We start from the raw sequence: 15,679 nt of genomic DNA, 5'->3' as shown, positions 1-15,679 counted from the left end.
CAACGAATGAACTAGATGAAACAAATAGGAAGGGTGGGCATAAGGTTTGATGAAAGTTAAAGATTCGTTAACATTTCAGCTAGGTACGATTATAGCTGGGATCTTGGTAGTGATGTTAGCCATTACATCACTAGCTACATATAAGACGGCCTATGATAAATTGTATGACGCTGCAGGAATTGAGGCATACGGCTGTGCCAATATTACTACTGGATTGATTCGACCTGGTGATTTGGAAAAGGCATTGGCTGGCGATGTCGATACACAAGAAGAGCTGGGAAAGACGTTGAACTGGACAACCGAACATAAGAATATATTTGAAACACAATATATTTTGGATTTGGATGGAAAGCTCGTTGCTCTAGATGATAATTTGAGAGCTAAAGGGTTTAAGCCGGGAGATCAGTTCCATTTAGATGAAGAAGCGATTGCAGATCTACTCGAACATCGACATTCGACATATTCTCAACCTTACGAGTATGGCGACATGGAGCGGCTTTCAGGTTATGCGCCACTATATAAAGATCAGGATGCCAGTAAGGAAATCATCGCATTCAGCGTAATTGATTTCGATGCCGACATTGTCAAACACCGTACATGGGATGTCGTTCGCGACGGAATTTTGATCAGCATTATTCCTATGATACTTGCTTCAATCGGAACAGGATTCCTCATTCGCCGGAAGACGAAGCCGATTACAAGCTTAATTGAGCAGGCGAAGAAAATTGCGGATGGCGACTTGGCGGTTCAACCGACAGAAGTTAAGTCACAAGACGAAGTGGGAGACTTGGCTCGTACACTGAATCGTATGACGGCGAATCTACAAGACATGATTGCGACGATGAATACGACATCGCAGCATTTATCTGAAAATGCGGGAGAAACTTCCGCATCACTTTCTGAAATGCGTGAAGCGATTACGATGGTTGCGAATAATATCGAAGAAGTCGTCACGGCCGTCACGGATGGTACGTCAAATGCCCAGCATGCAACAGGTATTCTTGCGGGATTGGCAAGTGGTTTGAGCAACACGAAACAAAGTGCTGATTCGATGCTCGTTAACTCCAATGAAACGATGAAAATTGCACTAGAAGGCGCAAAACGCGCAGAAGAAATTAGCCACGATATGGAATTAATTCGAAATGGATCGCAAGAAGTTGGAGATACAATCCAAAACTTGGTTGAATCTACGACGAAGATCCAAAATATCACGGGGTCCATCGCGGGTATCGCAGCTCAAACGAATTTACTTGCGCTGAATGCATCAATTGAAGCGGCACGTGCAGGTGAACATGGTAAAGGCTTTGCGGTAGTGGCGGAAGAAGTACGGAACTTGGCTGAGCAATCGAATCAGGAAGTACTTGAAGTAGAGAAGCTGGTGAAGGATATTTCTGACCGTATCCAGCAAGTCATTACTTCCACATCGGAAAATACGAAACACATCACGAAGGGTACAGAAACAGTGAAGCTTACGTCTCAATCATTGAGTAATATTTCCGTAGCGGTTGGAGAAACCGTTAAGGAAATCAAGAATATCTCGAACTTGATGACGTCGGAAGCTATGAAATCAACAGAAGCAGTGCAGTTGATCGAACATTTAACACACGCTGTACAAAATATTGAAGACATGACGAATAATATTGCAGCAGCCGCTGAGCAAACGACAGCGAGCATAGAAGAAATTTCAGAACGTTCTACGCAGACCAATCAAATGGCGCGTGAACTAGAAGTGTTTGTCGGTTCATTCAAATTACCTAAATAAACACTCGGCCATCGCTCGCAAAGCGATGGTCTTTTTAACCATTGATTTTAGAATGTACGTTCTGTATAATACGAACGTACATACGCTTGAGAAATGGGGAATATCTGATGGAAAGGAACCGAGATAGAGGGAAATTGAAGTGGACGTCGCTCATGCTGCCTGAACACCTTGAAAGACTACGTGATTGGCAACGGGAAGATGAGTATATAGAACGGCCTGAGTTAACCGATTGGGAGCTACAAACGATGCAGGAGACACTTGAAGTGGCGTGGCGCAGGCGTGTCGAGACATCGATTAAGACTTGGCATGATGGGGAAGTTCGCTTTCATCAGGGAGAGATTGAAGCGCTCGACTTGCGGACGATGACGATCACGCTGCGTGATCCGTTCGGAACGGAAAGAATTCATGTAGAGGATGTGATAGACGTCCAGTTATCGAAAGAAACGGGTGGTGTATAGGCAAAAATAAAAGCCGTCTGCAAAGGCAGACAGCTTAATCTCTGAAAAATACTTTTTCTACGTTGTACTTTGCTTGTTCCGTATTGATTACGTACGTTTCGTAGATTTCGCGTTCCATTGGATCATCGATGATAATAGCAGAAATTTTCGCTACTTCTTCACGGTGATTACGCAGTGGAGACACTTGGTCTTCAAAATGCTTTTTCAGACGTGGACGCAATTTTCGTGCTTTTCCTACGAATAACAACTCGTCGCTTTGGTTGAAGAACAACAAAAGGCCGCCTTTATCACGTGGAATATCATGAAAATCGATGAAACCATAGATTGGCTTAATTGGCGTTTCATCCGGTCCCATTTCTTGTTTTCTGCGAACGATTGTTACGTCCGGTTTAGGTAATGTAATATTGATCATTTTACTTCACATCCTTATATCAGTCAGTGTTTATCCTATCATACGGTCAAAAAAAAAGCGAGAAACTTTCTTTACATCCCTTGCATATAGTAAACAAATGTCTCGGGAAGGATGAACTGATGAAAAACCCTGCCGTTATAGAAACGTATCACATATCGAATACCAAGCCGAAAGTGGATGTGTATTATCCCGTCTTCACGCAGCTGGATGATCCAAAAATTCAACAGAAACTAAATCAAGTGCTATTCAAGGAAATGAACAACATGCTAACAGACAATAATTATTATGATCCAAGTCTTGTCGAGATGGTCGCAACGTATGAAATTAAAAATAATCAACGTGATCTTTTCAGTATCAACTTGATCGTCTACTCGTTTACTGGTGGAGCGCATGGAATGACTTACGTTAAATCTCTGACATTTGATACGAAGACGGGAAGGCAATACAAGTTGCAAGATATGTTCAAGCCAGGCAGTCCTTATGTGCAGCGGATATCTGAATATATTAGACGCCATATTCAGCAATGGAAAACTCCAGTGCTTGAGCCATTCACTAAAATCAAGCCTGATCAGGATTTCTATATCGCAGACACGAGTCTGGTTGTCTATTTCCAACTATACGAAATTTCACCTTACGTAGCCGGCTTCCCTTATTTTCCGATACCTTTGCTTGATTTACAAGATATCATCAAACCAAATAGTCCAGCAGACCGAATGTTGCCGTTTATAGGAAATTAAAAGATCTGTATAAACAAATGTATGGGCTTACATGACAGAGTAGTGTTATAATTTTGATATAAGAACTACACAAAAGAGGTGGAAACTATGCTAAGAAATTTCTTTATCGGTTTATCTGAAAATCAACTACTGAATCAAGCTGCCCAAAAATACGGCTTCCAATTAGGAGCACAACAAGTGGTGGCGGGAACTAACATCGAAGAAATGATTGACAGTGTCAAAGAGCTCAATCAAGCAGGTATTTCATGTACGATTGATAATCTAGGTGAATTTGTGTACGAAAAGAGCGAGGCTGTTGAAGCGAAAGAACAAATCTTAAGCGTAGTGGACGCAATCCAAGAACATCGAGTGGATGCGCACATCTCGATCAAACCATCACAACTCGGTTTGGATATTGATTATGCATTTTGCAAAGAACAGGTAGAGGAAATCGTTAAATATGCAAATCAAGTAGGTATATTTGTTAATTTAGACATGGAAAATCACTCACGACTTGAACCAACGTTCCGTTTAGTAGACGAATTAAAAGCAAAAGGCTTTGAAAATCTCGGAACCGTTATCCAAGCCTATTTTCATCGCGCATTAGATGATACGAAAAAATACAACGACACACGCATGCGTCTAGTAAAAGGTGCGTATAAAGAGTCACCGGATGTTGCGTTTATCAATAAACAAGAAATCGACGAAAATTATATAAAAATTATTGAAGAACACTTATTACATGGAAACTTCACGTCGATTGCGACGCATGATCATACGATTATTCATCATGTAAAGCAGTTTGTAAAAGAGCATGATATTTCATATGATCAATTCGAGTTCCAAATGCTATACGGTTTTCGCCATGATTTACAGCTGCAATTAGCGAAAGAGGGCTATAATTTCTGTACATACGTGCCGTTTGGAGAGGACTGGTACGGGTACTTCATGCGAAGATTGGCGGAGCGTCCGCAGAATATGAACTTGATGGTGAAGCAAGTGTTTAACAAGAAGACGAATACTATGATTGGCTTAGTCGCCGGCGCATTTGTGCTGGGACGATTGAGCAAGCGTAAAAGTGAAGAGAAACCAGATGATGGTTGGGTAAAGTACCGCTAAATAGTAGAATAGAGCAACGTGAATCGACGTTACAGGTGGATGCCGCTCATAGATTCGTTCAAGCGCTCATAAAATATGTTTGACCGCTCTATGATACGCGATACCCACTCTATCGTCGTCCGCAAGCGCTCTATGACCATCGATTGCCGCTCTATCAAGGCTTGTAACCGCTCAATACACGGTCGCGTCTCTACTATTTTGAAACGTAAAGCGAAGCGTTAGAAGCTTATCTTTAACTTAAATCCCGAACCACCTATCCATGATCCTTTGACTTTCCAGCGTCCAAAACACTGCTTTCCCTGCAGTGTTTTTTTGTATCCGCTTTACAGAAAACATGGGAAATAGTAGTGTTAAAGATAGTTAAAGTACTATTCACTCTTCATTACACTAAAGATTAGGGGAAGAGCTGATGAAAGCCAGGACGATTACACTGTGGATTTTACAAATTTTGATGTAGAAAGCGATAGCGACACATTGCGCATTCTGTATGATAAGAATCAAGACAAAGAAGAATCGAAAATTTTTCAGAAACAGCAATTCTGCGAAGTATAAGTAGACAAAGAGTATAAGATCATCGAACTATTCTAGAATGGAGACATGGCAGCATCCACTTATGTCTTTTCATAATGTGTATAAAACGAAACGAAATGAGGACGGTTATGAACATTATCGAAGCGAACATTTCCGATATCCCTGTCATCCGTGACGTGATGATCCGGGCGTTCCGGGAATACGAGAAGGCCACACCACCGACGAGCGCGTTGAAGGAGACCGTCGAGAGTATCACGGCTGAAATGCAAAGCGGTGTACAGGCGTTGATTGGCTACATGGAAGAAGAACCCGTCGCGATGGTCCGTTTTCGATTGGAAGACGAAAGCCTCTATTTCTCTAGATTTTCTGTCGTGCCGGAAAGACAAGGACAAGGTATTGCGAAAAAAATACTGCGGTTTTTAGAGGAGTATGCGACGCAACAAGGGAAGAGAGTAATAGCATGCAAAGTACGCGCGGATGTGACGAAAAACATCTCACTCTATCAATCGATCGGCTATCACGTGTGTGAGGAATCGGTATTACATAGAACCGATGGCACGTCGATTGCCGTAGTTTCCATGGAGAAATCACTTTCCTGAGCAATGGGAGGTAGTGCAAGTGGCGAAACACAAGAAAATTACTCGCGATGTATTGCAATATTTGGCACTCTTTATTGTATTGGGAACAAACATTGTTCGTTTGGCACTCTATATTACCGGGGTTGCGTATACGATTCCAGAAACGACGTTTAATTTGTGGACGTATATAGCATTCGGAGTAGCAATGGCTTTGTTGCTAGTGTCTTATCTGTTTCCGAAAAGGAAGCAGTCAGTATAAATTGTGAAAGGAGGAGATACATATGCACCACAACAACTTATTTTTTTCGTTTCTATCTATTTTAAATGTATTCATTTACATCATTCCGCTAGCATTCCTTATATTCACTATATGGTTCGCGCTGAAATTTCTTAAACTACAAGAACGCAAGAATGCAATCCTTCAATCAATCGCAGAGAGACTAGATAAGCAGAAATAAAAAGAACCATTTTCAAATCAAATTCTGCATTTCTCGGATGTAGCGGATCGACATCAGATGTACATTTTAAGCTCATTGAAGAAAAGAAAGAACGTATTTTTTGAAGGCGAAATAAGAGAATCAAATGAGGATTGAATATAACTAACAATAGGATATTCAATAAAATAGATAAGGAGAGGATCTCGTGCTTCGAAAACTATTTTATATTCCGTTTTTGGCAGTCATATTGGTAGGTTGCCAGACAGCAGATAAGAATACTACATCGAATACCCCACGAGAGGCACTGGAGCAGCTTCATGCAGAGGAAGGTTTTGCGGAAGTGGTGAAAGTGTATCGTACGTTGGAAGTCGATAATAATAAAGTAATCAATGTCTATAAAGGGATACTGGACGGCACGGAAGAAATATTTATTGCCAAGTTGAACAAAGAGAAAGATGACACGTGGACGGTAACGGATGCGATTGGCATCGGCATGCCTTCCGAGAAGAACTTAGGTGAAAGTGTCAAAACTTCTTCGTTTGAAGCGGGTTTTACAAAGAAAAATAACGCACCAAGTCCCAATACTAAATTGGTTCAGACGGATGATAAAAAGTATCGGGTATGGGTGAAAGTACTCGAGTAAAATGAAAAGACCGCCTGCGCGGTCTTTTTTCATTGTCTGCCAAGTAAAATCACGAAATAGACAACCATCACAAGTAATCCAAGGGGTACACCGACCCGCGCCCACTCCCCACTGCGGATATTGAGTTTACCTGCCGCAATGATATTCGGGATATTTCCGGGAATCAACATCCCGCCACTAATTAGCAAGCCGAGTAGTAGCGCTTGGATCGTTGATGCGTCCATCGCGGGACTGATTTCTGCAGCAGCAAGCGTCGCGTTGTCGAGTACAGCTGAAATCATATTGATCCAGTAAAGCGTCAATGGCTGAAGATCGAGTAAGTAAAGGGTGATCAATGGCTCAAATCCTGCACCGAGCAGTGTCAATGCCAAAACAAATATATACACTTTTACGCCGCGTCCGAAAATACTTATGTACGACTCTGCCGCTTGTCCGGAAGAACGGTACCGCGAGCGGTTGCGTGGGCGAATCAGGAAGAATGCGAGCAGTCCAAAGACGAAGACACCGGCTATAATATCGGTTCCAAGCAAGTTCATTAAATAATAAAAATCTTCATCCAGTTTATTCGTCGCAATCGTCGATAGTGGCTCGCCGATTGGTGTCAGCACCGCACCCATGCCGATTGCGTAACACGCCAAGATCACAAAACGAATTTCTGAACGTCTGTCCATTTGCAAGACGGATGCGATCGCCACGAGGACTAACGCTGCAATAATGGCCGTGATAACACTAGAAATCAATCCCAATCCCATAATAATCAGCGCCAAGAATAATCTGAATGGAATAATTCGGCTACCTGCTACTACCGCTTTCTCAAATGGATGTCGTATCCAGCGAAAGACTATTCCCGCCGCAAGAACGGCGAGCGTAATATGCAATGGATCGCGTAACGCCTTATTCCACAACTCCCACTGCAACACCCCACTAACAAATGCCGCAGCACACCCCATAACGAATAAAAACAGCTCCAAATTACGTTCAATACGAGGGACCGTAAACGGCAGCAATAACACCAAACCTAAAATAATGAGCAAACCAGTGACCATAGGTATCTCCTTTCATCAATCTTTCTTCTACACTGTATGCAAAAAGCCGATTCATCTTGCATAGAGTCTGAATAGAATAGATAAAGAGGGGGACACGCATTGGAAGTTTCAGATATTGTACTGATCCCTGTTATTATTGGGTTAACGGAAATTTTAAAGATGTATGGTCTGCCGAAAAAATTGATTCCGATCTTTTCCTTACTTTTAGGCATCGGTAGCGGGATCTTCTACTTGTTTCCAAATGATTGGAAGTCTGGGATACTGGGCGGAATTATTATGGGGTTGTCCGCGAGCGGATTGTATTCGAGTGGGAAGACGATTGTAAAGAAGCCACCGTGTGATGAGGAAGATGAGAAGTGATAGGCGCATTTTTATAGGCAGTATAAAGACCCCCGTGTGTTGTGAGTTGACATGGAAGGGTCTTTTATTTGGATTCTACTAAATTAGGCATAAAGATGATAAAGGACGTGATGAAATTCTTTCATATACAAAGTACATAATAACTAGACAGTGACACATTGACTCTCAGTACACCGTCTATTGATTTTCCCCCGCAAAAACTATATGCTAGTTAATAGTCACCTAGAGTGTTTTGGTTCTTTGTCCCGTAAACAAAGAATAAATAGAAATCAGGTGAGAATCCTGAGCGGTCCGGCCACTGTAATGGGGGAAATATGCCCCTAAGTCAGGAGCCTTGCCAAAGTATGTAAGCATGACACCTTCATGGTCCCCATCTCATTCAGGAGGTGGGGACTTTTTGATTTCAAAACTACACTGCCACTGAAAAAACTGCTCCGTCTATTTCAATGAAAAAGTAGAGGCTTCCACGCTAAAACTAGCTGGCGGACCGATCCACTATACGTCGTCACTGTAAATCATTTAGACGATTCTCTCATTCCCCAGGAAATGATCGTGATGCCACATGGCAAACGACTGAATGACTTTACAGACGGGATCACATTGATTGAAGGTATGAACGACTTTCAATTCCAAGATTGCTGCAGGTTTGGTCATCGTAGTAATCAGAAGGATGAAAAAAAGAAGGCGTCAAAGAGATTAGAGCGATATAATGAAGAAAGATATAGTAGCCGTAGCGTTAGTCAATATGAACCGCAGGGCGGTGATGAAGTGGAATTTCATTACACATGTGATGTAGGTAGAGAATTAGACAGCTATATACGAAAATAAAGAAAGTAGGAAACTAGATGAGCGCATTCTCAAACTTTCACCCACTATTGCTACTTGTCTACGTTACAGTCGTTTTAGTCACGATGTTCAGCTCGTTTCATCCGATCATCGTGGCGCTGGCCATGATCGGGGGCATTCTGTATTTTCTCATGCTGCACGGAGTCCGGACAGCAACTAAAGACTTGATCTATTACTCTTTTGTTTTTCTACTAATTGCCGTAGCGTATCCAGCAACTGTACATAACGGTTTCACTCCGTTATTTTTCCTCCATGAACACGCGGTAACGCTGGAAGCTGTGACGAAAGGACTCGTCATTGCGGGAGCCGTAGTTGCAACCAGTTTCTGGACGAAAAGTTATTTCGAGATTTTCACGACGAACACACTATTTGCCGTACTGACGAAAGTGTCCGCTAGCCCCAGAATTCTCGTTTCCATGCTGTGGCGATTCATTCCGTTATTCAAAATAAAATGGCGTGAAAACCAAATGGCACAACGCGGAATCGGCTATTACAATGTAGGGAGCAGAGTGGAAAAATTCCGTCGCGCGTTCGCATTGTGGCGGCAGACGCTCGTTCAGACAGCGGAGTTTGTCATTGTGAAGCCAGATGTCATGAAGGCGCGAGGGTATGGTATCGCGAAAGAGAGAACGCGGTATAAGACGAGGCGATTCACAAAACGGGACGGAATATTGACGGCTGGACTCGTTCTGTTTCTTCTTTACTACATTGGATACTTCACACAGCACCAGACGCAGTATTATCCAGAAATCAGTGAACAGACACTAGGTGCAGAGCATTACGTCATCATCGGCTTGCTCATGTTATTACCGTTTATCTATGAAGCGAAGGAGAGGGTCAAATGGCGATACTTACAGTCGAAAATCTGAACTTCCAGTATGAAGAACAGCATGTGTTGCGAGACGTGAGCTTTTCGATTAAGCGTGGAGAATTCATAACGCTATTCGGTCCTACCGGTTCAGGAAAGTCCACGTTATTGAAAATGATGAAACGGGAAATGCGGCCGAACGGTAAACTTAGCGGCACGGTGTATGTGAACGGCGAAAAAATCGATGAACTACCTGCGTCAACTACAGCGACAGCTATTGGCTATATAATGCAAAATCCAGAGGAACAAATAGTCATGGAGAAAGTGTGGCAAGAGTTGGCGTTTGGTCTTGAGAATATGGGCGTGTCGACGGTAGACATGCAACAAAAAATCGCTGAAGTCGCCAGTTTCTTCGGTATTCACAACTGGTTGCATGAAAGTATCAGTGACCTATCAGGTGGACAGAAACAACTCGTTAATCTAGCGGCGGTGCTTGCAATGGAGCCGGATATTTTATTACTCGATGAACCGACGTCCCAACTTGATCCCATTGCGGCTTCTAAGTTTCTGACGCTACTTGAGAAAATCAATCGTGAACTTGGCATGACAATTTTAATTGTCGAGCATCGGTTAGAAGAGTTATTACCCGTGTGCGATCGAGTGTGGTTCATGGAAAACGGCTCCCTTCTTTATGACACAACACCGAAAGCAATCGGCAACTCCTTGCTAGAACATCCAATGCTCGACGCACTCACGACAGCGATGCGTGTCTACTATAAGCTCGGCTTCCGTGATGAGACGCCGATTACGGTGCGTGAAGGGATGGATTTCATTCGGCACTATCCACCGGCAATTTTACCGACGGATCCGATGAGAAAAAAGCATCCACCACTCATTACAGTGAAAGATCTGTATTTCCGTTACAATCGAAAAAGTGATAATCTACTCGCGGATATGACGTTTACGGTACATCGAGGCGAAATCTTCACGATTGTCGGTGGCAATGGAGTCGGTAAGTCTTCGTTACTAAGGTTACTCGCCGGACTGCATAAGCCGTATGCAGGTAAAGTATGGATAGACGACGTCGCACCAAGCAAGTGGAAGGGGAATATCGTCTTATTACCGCAAAACGCACAAGCATTATTCATGTACACAACGGTGAAAGAAGAGTTAATCCATGCGGTTCCTGTGCAAAAAATGCCGAAAGAACAGAGAGAAACGACGGTATCGAGTATGATGAAACAGTTACATATTGAACATCTTTCCGAAAGAAATCCATTTGACTTAAGTGGCGGAGAACAGCAGAAGGCCGCGCTTGCAAAATTATTGCTGCTTAAACCGGATATATTATTGCTGGATGAGCCAACTAAAGGAATGGACGTCATGTCGAAAAAAGAAGTGACGGAGTTGATTCGAACGCTTCAAAAACAGAATATCACGACGATTATCGTGACGCATGATATTGAATTTGCAGCAGAAGTATCTACACGTGTTGGCATGTTGTTCGATCAATCACTTATCGCGATCAATTATCCGAAAACCTTTTTCACGTCCAACCGCTTTTACACAACCGCCGCTAGCAAAATCGCACGCGGATTATTCCCATATGCCATCACAGCCGAAGACATCGTAGACGCTGTGAACTTGAACAACAGGAGGAACTAAACAATGAGCAATCCATCAACACACGTACTCAATGAAATGAAAAAAGTAATGAACGGTAAAGACGACGTCATCCAAAACGTGTGGATGACGTTTCTAGCTGGCGGACATGTTTTACTAGAAGATTTACCGGGAGTCGGGAAAACGACACTTGCGAAAGCATTCAGTCGAGTCGTCGGTCTCGATTCGAACCGCATCCAATTTACACCGGACGTCGTCGCGTCTGACGTCATCGGATTCACGATGTTCGACAAAGAGAAAAACGAATTCATCTTTAAAGAAGGCGCGGTCATGTGCAATTTATTGCTCGGCGATGAAATTAATCGGACATCATCGAGAACGCAAGCAGCACTTCTAGAAGCGATGCAAGAGAAACAAGTGACAGTGGACGGTGTGACCTATCCGCTGCCGGAACCGTTTCACGTCATCGCGACGCAAAACCCGTACGGCACAATCGGTACTCAACCATTACCGAGCGCACAAATTGACCGTTTCATGACGAAATTGAGCGTAGGATATCCCGATTTTGAAGACCAAGTGGACATGCTTAGAAATCGACAGCAGGCAGATCCGTTATCTTCACTGACACAAATTATCACGAAAAACGAATTGCTCGCACTACAGCACCAAGTACAGAACCTATTCATTGACGATGAAATCTTGCGCTACGTCACAGGACTAACGGAGAAAACGAGAAATCATTCATCAATCCACCAAGGAATCAGCCCGCGTGGCGCACTCGCACTTTGTCAGATGGCGAAAGCACATGCCTTTTTACAACAACGCGATTACGTCATTCCGGTCGATGTCCAGGCTGTGTGGTTGCCGACAAGTCGACACCGCATCGTCATGTCAGGCGTGCCAGGTACTGAATATGAGCAGGATACGCTACTCGAAAAATTACTGCACAGTGTTGCCACGCCCGATCAAGCAATGCTTGCGACATTTTAAGGGCTGATTGTATGATAAGGACACTACTCATTAGCGTCGTGTGGCTGCTGTTTACGCTCGCGTTTTTCATCTTCACGACGACGCATTTCGCTCTATTATTCGCAGTCGGTTCACTTATTGTCTGGCTGTGGCTCGTGTTGAGCGTCTATCTCGTCAAAGGAAAAATCCAGTGCGAAATCATCACGGCGAATGAAATCTATAAAAATGATCAAATGGGCTATCAACTGCGCGTACATAATACGAGCCGTTTACCCGTTACACACCTACAAATACATCTCGTCATCGAGCATCTATTTACAGGCAGACAAGAGAGTCACCAGCACGACTTGTCCATCCGAGCGAAAAGTACGGAAGAGTTTTCGTTCGTGTTGCCACAGAACTATATGGGGCAAGTGAATATACGAATCAAACAACTGACGATCAAAGACCATTTCACGTTCTTCCGTTCGATGCAGAAAATGGATACGCAGTCCGCACTATTGATCATGCCGAATCCGTATTTACTAAAACTTCAACACATCGAGCAAAATCAACATGTACTACAAACGACGGGCGTGATTCCGACGAAGAAAATCAATGGCGAAGAGCTGTCGGAGCTGTCGGTGTATAAACCGGGCGACTCGGTCAAACAAATTCACTGGAAACTCTCAAGTAAAGTCGATGGGTTACTCGTCAAACAGCATGAAACGCTGACAGGGAATGCCGTTATGATGACGATCGATTTTACATCGTTCATCAATCGCGTAACACTCTATGATGAATTCATCGAGACGTTTTCCGCTTTGCTTTATTCCTATGTCGCAGGCGATCACGAAGTCCAACTTCTTGTGGATCATTCGACAGATGAGTGGTTGACGGTCGGCAATGAACGGGATGCAGCGAACGCTATAAAAGAAGTGTTGACGAGAAGTGCCGCGCAAGTTTCAATGTCGGATGAACAATGGAAAAAGCTCAGACGAACCTATCCAAACTGCATCGTACTGACGACCAATAGTGCGCGTAGTACCGAATCTCAGACCATTGTGATCTCGGATCAGAAGGAGGGATCCTTCGTATGAAATGGCTAGATGGAGTAGTGGCGTATAGTGTCATTGTAGCGGCATTTCTTGTAGTTCGTGCGATGCTGTTTCCTGAGATGAGTAGCGTACCCGCGCTCATACTCGTCTTGCTGTGGATGGTCTCGCGTATACTATGGAAACAGCGTGGCGGCGACATCATCTTAATTGCGAGCGTAGTTTTCAGTTTGATTTTCCTATCAACGTACATAGACGACGTGAAACGAACGATCAACGCGTTGTTCATCGCACTCTCGGAACACAAACATATTTATTTGGATCTATTATCCGTCAATGAAACGACTTCGTGGCTAAACGGCATGATCCTCGGTCAAATCGCTTTGCTGATCGGCAGTGCCATGTATTATGCCATCGCGAATCAAAAACGTTGGATTCCTGTTGCGCTCGCTATCGTGATTTGGTCGATACAAATACTTCTTGGCACATCACCCGCAATGATCCTTGATATTTTATTTTTTGCGGTGCTGATTCTGGCGTTGCTGTATATGAATCAACTATCCGTACGCTGGTGGAAACGGATGACGATCGTGCCCATTTCACTAGTTTTGCTAATGTTCGTTTATACGGTGATGAATCCAAACGGTAATGAAGAATTTACGGGCAGTTTGAAAATGGAAGACTCTGTACGGTATCAAGGCGAGAAGTTACGTTATTTTAAAGGTGAAAAGCCCGTGCTGACAGCCGGAAACTTCCATCGGCTTTCAACATTTACACCGGGCAATTATACCGCATTAAAAGTCGCGATGGAAAAACCAAGTCCACTGTATTTAAAAGGATTCGTCGGTTCGACTTACACGCCGAGTGGTTGGGAGGAAATCAATGGGGAAGCGTATAGAGATGAAAAGTCTCTACTTGATGCGCTAGAGAAAGAAGATTTCACGGGTGCGAAACAATTGAGCTTGGCAGCGAAAAGTAGTTTGCCGGATGAATACGCAGAAGCGAAACTCGTCATTCAAAATGTCGCTGCATCCAGTCGATATATTTATGCACCGTATGAATTAGCAGACATTGATGCCAATCTTGTCCGTTCCAAACAAGCAGACGCGCTCCATGCGACAGGGATGTTCGGCAGGCGTACAGTGGAAATGAACTATATGCTGACACCGTATACCGATTATCCGAAAATCGCGAATGCGTTGTACAAAACAAAAAACACCGACTATTTACGTCGTGAAAGTCATTATAACCAATATGTCTACAACAACTATCTCGCGGTGCCGCAAGACAGTTGGAACATATTGCATAATCATATGGACGAAAGCATACTCGGTGCAGAAACGCGTTTACCGTACGAACAAACGATTCAGGAAGTGGAACGGTTCCTCGCACAGTCGATGCGTTATAACGAACATGCCGAACCGATAAAAGATCAGGATTTCGTAACGGGGATTTTGGAACAGTCGAAAGAAGGCTATTCCGTCCACTATGCGACAGTTGCGACATTGGCATTCAGAATGCTTGGCACGCCTGCACGTTATGCGGAAGGCTATATTGTCGGACTAGATGACGTGAAAGATGTACAGTCATTCAGTGAAATCAACGTCAGCGAGAAAAATGCCCATGCATGGACAGAAATCTATGTCGATACGGTCGGTTGGGTGCCGATTGAAGTGACACCAGGGTATGCTGAGAAAATGCCTGCAATTAATAAACAAGACTATCCAGCACCGGGCGGATCCGATTCACCGGACGAAAATGGCGGGAGCACGGCCGAACCTGAATCGAATGACACGACAGAAGTGCAACAAGATCTAGATAAACCAGAAGACGCGAAGCAAGTAAATCCAAACATGGTTTTGTGGTTCTGGTTAAATCTGATCAGCGTAGTGATTATATTCATCCTGTTCGTGCTGTACGTCTTGAGAAAAAGAAAACGTCAGCAAAAACTCCAAGTGACAGATCATCGATTAGCGGTTGTCAACCATATTCAGCTCATGGTGCACATGCTAGAAAAAGAACAAGTTGTCGCGAAGCTGCCTTCATTTGAAACGCTACCTGAAGCAGTTGGCAAAATCGATCCGCCACTTCGGCAGGACTTCGAGGACGGATTGAAAATCTATCGAAAAGCTAAGTATAGTCCGCATGGCGTGACCCGTGAAGAGCGCGTGAAGGTAGAAAAGTTATTTGCGCACGTATATTCCGCGGTGAAGAAGTCGAGAAAAGGATTGAAGAAAATACGATTTATCGTACGTCATCAATAAATAGTGAATTTGAGAAAAGCATCGCATACCGCGGTGCTTTTCTTTTTGAAAATAGATAGAGTTGAAACGGATA

General features: G+C 43.5%; 16 protein-coding genes and 1 riboswitch. Of the genes, 14 read left to right on the top strand and 2 right to left on the bottom strand.

Annotation, left to right across the window (positions count from 1 at the left end; genetic code table 11):
* Positions 1–49: 49 nt before the first annotated feature.
* Positions 50–1,762 carry a methyl-accepting chemotaxis protein gene (locus tag CSV60_RS08450; RefSeq protein ID WP_099636756.1) on the top strand — a complete coding sequence of 571 codons (1,713 nt, stop codon included), beginning with the start codon at positions 50–52 and terminating at the stop codon, positions 1,760–1,762.
* 107 nt (positions 1,763–1,869) lie between these two features.
* Positions 1,870–2,220 carry a YolD-like family protein gene (locus CSV60_RS08445; RefSeq protein WP_099636677.1) on the top strand — a complete coding sequence of 117 codons (351 nt, stop codon included), beginning with the start codon at positions 1,870–1,872 and terminating at the stop codon, positions 2,218–2,220.
* Positions 2,221–2,254: 34 nt separating this feature from the next.
* Here the strand turns inward: CSV60_RS08445 and CSV60_RS08440 are convergent, their stop codons facing one another.
* Positions 2,255–2,632, bottom strand: a complete 378-nt coding sequence (locus tag CSV60_RS08440; protein ID WP_099629859.1) for a nucleotide excision repair endonuclease — start codon at positions 2,630–2,632, stop codon at positions 2,255–2,257.
* 119 nt (positions 2,633–2,751) lie between these two features.
* Between CSV60_RS08440 and CSV60_RS08435 the strand changes: the two genes are divergently transcribed.
* The 5 genes from CSV60_RS08435 to CSV60_RS08415 all read left to right on the top strand — a co-directional run bounded on the left by CSV60_RS08435 (position 2,752) and on the right by CSV60_RS08415 (position 6,656).
* Positions 2,752–3,369, top strand: a complete 618-nt coding sequence (locus tag CSV60_RS08435) for a DUF3298 and DUF4163 domain-containing protein (protein WP_099636676.1) — start codon at positions 2,752–2,754, stop codon at positions 3,367–3,369.
* 87 nt (positions 3,370–3,456) lie between these two features.
* Complete coding sequence (locus tag CSV60_RS08430; RefSeq protein WP_099636675.1) at positions 3,457–4,467, top strand: proline dehydrogenase family protein; 1,011 nt, start codon at positions 3,457–3,459, stop codon at positions 4,465–4,467.
* A 659-nt stretch (positions 4,468–5,126) separates the two neighbouring features.
* Positions 5,127–5,597, top strand: coding sequence for a GNAT family N-acetyltransferase (locus CSV60_RS08425; protein ID WP_099629862.1), 471 nt, complete (start codon positions 5,127–5,129; stop codon positions 5,595–5,597).
* 19 nt (positions 5,598–5,616) lie between these two features.
* The gene (locus tag CSV60_RS08420; protein ID WP_099636674.1) at positions 5,617–5,835 is read left to right on the top strand and encodes a hypothetical protein; all 219 of its coding nucleotides are present in this window, start codon (positions 5,617–5,619) and stop codon (positions 5,833–5,835) included.
* 383 nt (positions 5,836–6,218) lie between these two features.
* On the top strand, positions 6,219–6,656 hold the full coding sequence (locus CSV60_RS08415; protein WP_099636673.1) for a hypothetical protein: 438 nt from the start codon (positions 6,219–6,221) through the stop codon (positions 6,654–6,656).
* Between the two features lie 29 nt (positions 6,657–6,685).
* Here CSV60_RS08415 and CSV60_RS08410 read toward each other — a convergent pair whose 3' ends face one another.
* A complete protein-coding gene (locus CSV60_RS08410) occupies positions 6,686–7,702 on the bottom strand; it encodes a DUF1646 family protein (RefSeq protein WP_099636672.1) in 1,017 nt (338 codons plus the stop codon).
* A gap of 99 nt (positions 7,703–7,801) precedes the next feature.
* On the opposite strand from CSV60_RS08410, the gene CSV60_RS08405 reads away from it, so the two are divergent.
* From CSV60_RS08405 to CSV60_RS08375, 7 genes are all read left to right on the top strand, one after another.
* Positions 7,802–8,062: a hypothetical protein gene (locus CSV60_RS08405; protein WP_099629866.1), complete on the top strand. Its 261-nt coding sequence runs from the start codon at positions 7,802–7,804 to the stop codon at positions 8,060–8,062.
* 216 nt (positions 8,063–8,278) lie between these two features.
* A riboswitch (cobalamin riboswitch) is annotated at positions 8,279–8,418 on the top strand.
* A 199-nt stretch (positions 8,419–8,617) separates the two neighbouring features.
* Positions 8,618–8,890 carry a hypothetical protein gene (locus tag CSV60_RS08400; protein ID WP_099636671.1) on the top strand — a complete coding sequence of 91 codons (273 nt, stop codon included), beginning with the start codon at positions 8,618–8,620 and terminating at the stop codon, positions 8,888–8,890.
* A 17-nt stretch (positions 8,891–8,907) separates the two neighbouring features.
* Positions 8,908–9,777, top strand: coding sequence for an energy-coupling factor transporter transmembrane component T (locus CSV60_RS08395; protein WP_099636670.1), 870 nt, complete (start codon positions 8,908–8,910; stop codon positions 9,775–9,777).
* Complete coding sequence (locus CSV60_RS08390; RefSeq protein WP_099636669.1) at positions 9,750–11,381, top strand: ABC transporter ATP-binding protein; 1,632 nt, start codon at positions 9,750–9,752, stop codon at positions 11,379–11,381. Before CSV60_RS08395 ends, CSV60_RS08390 begins: the two co-directional genes overlap by 28 nt.
* Before the next feature lie 3 nt (positions 11,382–11,384).
* Positions 11,385–12,329 (top strand): AAA family ATPase, encoded by a 945-nt coding sequence (locus CSV60_RS08385; RefSeq protein ID WP_099636668.1) that lies wholly within the window; start codon positions 11,385–11,387, stop codon positions 12,327–12,329.
* A gap of 11 nt (positions 12,330–12,340) precedes the next feature.
* Positions 12,341–13,387 carry a DUF58 domain-containing protein gene (locus CSV60_RS08380; RefSeq protein ID WP_099636667.1) on the top strand — a complete coding sequence of 349 codons (1,047 nt, stop codon included), beginning with the start codon at positions 12,341–12,343 and terminating at the stop codon, positions 13,385–13,387.
* Positions 13,384–15,606 (top strand): transglutaminase domain-containing protein, encoded by a 2,223-nt coding sequence (locus CSV60_RS08375; RefSeq protein ID WP_099636666.1) that lies wholly within the window; start codon positions 13,384–13,386, stop codon positions 15,604–15,606. Before CSV60_RS08380 ends, CSV60_RS08375 begins: the two co-directional genes overlap by 4 nt.
* The last annotated feature ends 73 nt before the right edge of the window (positions 15,607–15,679 follow it).

The sequence above is a fragment of the Sporosarcina sp. P7 genome (assembly GCF_002743425.1).
In the GTDB taxonomy this organism is placed as follows: domain Bacteria; phylum Bacillota; class Bacilli; order Bacillales_A; family Planococcaceae; genus Sporosarcina.
Note: the sequence above shows the minus strand (reverse complement) of the source record. Positions and strands in the feature narration are given on the sequence as shown.

Coding starts and splice junctions, on each gene's coding strand:
- CSV60_RS08450 (WP_099636756.1), top strand. CDS start 50: ATGAAAGTTAAAGATTCGTTAACATTTCAGCTAGGTACGATTATAGCT.
- CSV60_RS08445 (WP_099636677.1), top strand. CDS start 1,870: ATGGAAAGGAACCGAGATAGAGGGAAATTGAAGTGGACGTCGCTCATG.
- CSV60_RS08440 (WP_099629859.1), bottom strand. CDS start 2,632: ATGATCAATATTACATTACCTAAACCGGACGTAACAATCGTTCGCAGA.
- CSV60_RS08435 (WP_099636676.1), top strand. CDS start 2,752: ATGAAAAACCCTGCCGTTATAGAAACGTATCACATATCGAATACCAAG.
- CSV60_RS08430 (WP_099636675.1), top strand. CDS start 3,457: ATGCTAAGAAATTTCTTTATCGGTTTATCTGAAAATCAACTACTGAAT.
- CSV60_RS08425 (WP_099629862.1), top strand. CDS start 5,127: ATGAACATTATCGAAGCGAACATTTCCGATATCCCTGTCATCCGTGAC.
- CSV60_RS08410 (WP_099636672.1), bottom strand. CDS start 7,702: ATGGTCACTGGTTTGCTCATTATTTTAGGTTTGGTGTTATTGCTGCCG.
- CSV60_RS08400 (WP_099636671.1), top strand. CDS start 8,618: ATGCCACATGGCAAACGACTGAATGACTTTACAGACGGGATCACATTG.
- CSV60_RS08395 (WP_099636670.1), top strand. CDS start 8,908: ATGAGCGCATTCTCAAACTTTCACCCACTATTGCTACTTGTCTACGTT.
- CSV60_RS08390 (WP_099636669.1), top strand. CDS start 9,750: ATGGCGATACTTACAGTCGAAAATCTGAACTTCCAGTATGAAGAACAG.
- CSV60_RS08385 (WP_099636668.1), top strand. CDS start 11,385: ATGAGCAATCCATCAACACACGTACTCAATGAAATGAAAAAAGTAATG.
- CSV60_RS08380 (WP_099636667.1), top strand. CDS start 12,341: ATGATAAGGACACTACTCATTAGCGTCGTGTGGCTGCTGTTTACGCTC.
- CSV60_RS08375 (WP_099636666.1), top strand. CDS start 13,384: ATGAAATGGCTAGATGGAGTAGTGGCGTATAGTGTCATTGTAGCGGCA.